Consider the following 1,647-nt stretch of genomic DNA (forward strand, 5'->3'; position numbering starts at 1 on the left):
GACGGCGGTGCGCTGCTGCTGCGCGAGGTCGAGGCGAAGACCGGCCTGCTCGCGGGGGTCGCCGAGCAGTTCACCGACTACCGCGATCCGGAGCAGACCGAGCACAGCGTCGGCGAGTTGGTCTCGCAGCGCATCATCGCCCTGGCGCTCGGCTACGAGGACCTGAACGACCATGACCGTCTGCGCTTCGACCCGTTGCTGGCGGTGGCGGCGGGCAAAGCCGATCCAATGGGCAAGCGGCGGCGCCGTGAGCAGGATCGGGGCAAGGCGCTGGCCAGCTCCAGCACGCTGAACCGCTTGGAGCTCACGCCGGCGGATGCTGACCGCGAGGCTCGTTACAAGAAGATCGTCGCCGACCAGGCGGGCCTGGATCGCCAGTTGGTGAAGCATTTCATCCAGTCCCACGCCCGGGCGCCGCGGGAGCTCTGGCTCGACCTCGACGCCACCGACGACCCGCTGCACGGCCACCAGGAGGGGCGTTTCTTCCACGGCTACTACGGTCACTACTGCTACCTGCCGCTGTACATCACCTGCGGCGAGCACGTGCTGTGCGCGCGGCTGCGCCAATCCAACATCGATGCTGCCGACGGCAGCGTCGAAGAGCTGACGCGCATCGTCGCGCAGTTGCGCGCCGCCTGGCCGAAGGTGCGCATCATCATCCGCGGCGACAGCGGCTTTTGCCGCGAGGAGATCATGGCCTGGTGCGAGGCCGAAGGCGTCGAGTTCGTGCTCGGTCTTGCCAAGAACAACCGGCTCAATGCCTTGAGCCTGCGCTGGCGCATCGAAGCACAGCAGGCGTTCCTCGAGACCTGCGAGCCGAGCCGGGTGTTCGGCGAGCTGAAGTACCGCACCCTCAAGACTTGGAGCCGCGGGCGCCGCGTCGTGGTCAAGGCCGAGCATCTGGCCAAAGGCGCGAACCCACGCTACGTGGTCACCTCGCTGAATCCGAAGGAGGCCGATGCCCGCACCCTCTACGAAGACCTGTACTGCGCACGCGGCGACATGGAGAACCGGATCAAGGAGCAACAGCTGGAGCTGTTCGCCGACCGGCTCAGTGCGCAGACCATGCGCGCCAATCAGCTCCGTCTGACCCTCTCCACCTTGGCCTACACGCTGCTGGTCGCGCTGCGCAACCTCGCACTGCAGGACACCGAACTCGAGCGCGCCACCCCGGGCAACATCCGCACTCGACTGCTCAAGGTCGGGGCGCAGGTGCGCGTGAGCGTGCGGCGGGTCGTGGTGGCGCTCTCCGAAGCCTTCCCGGCCCAGGACATCTTCGTTCAGGCGGCGCGCAACCTCGCTGTCGTGCCGGCCTACGTCGGCCCCGGCTGAGGCCGTCCGCGCGTCCGAGTCGACGCGCTGACGCTCATCCCGGCCATCTGGCGGTGCCGCGGCGCGGCGCCCATGGACACCCATGCGCCGCCGACGGCAAGAACCCGCCGCACCGGCCCAAAACCCGCCAATTCCAGCCTCGGCGCCGACCTGGTCGGGCTCCTGAGCCCCCGAACCGGCCCTCGCACGGTCGTTCGAGCCGAATTGCCTCAGATCACAGCACTCGGGAAAGGCCCACGCCGGGGCGGTGAGCGATGCGGGCTAGCGCTCGCCGCGCAGGGCCTTCACCTGATCGGCGCTCACCGGCGCCGCATC

General features: G+C 68.8%; 1 protein-coding gene. It reads left to right on the forward strand.

Annotated elements, in window-relative coordinates; translation table 11 throughout:
- The coding region (locus tag I6U14_RS09215; RefSeq protein WP_296898682.1) for an IS1380 family transposase at window positions 1-1,332 on the forward strand (1,332 nt) is incomplete at its 5' end.
- Window positions 1,333-1,647: the final 315 nt, after the last annotated feature.

This window comes from Thiohalocapsa sp., from assembly GCF_019695415.1.
Classification (GTDB): domain Bacteria; phylum Pseudomonadota; class Gammaproteobacteria; order Chromatiales; family Chromatiaceae; genus Thiohalocapsa.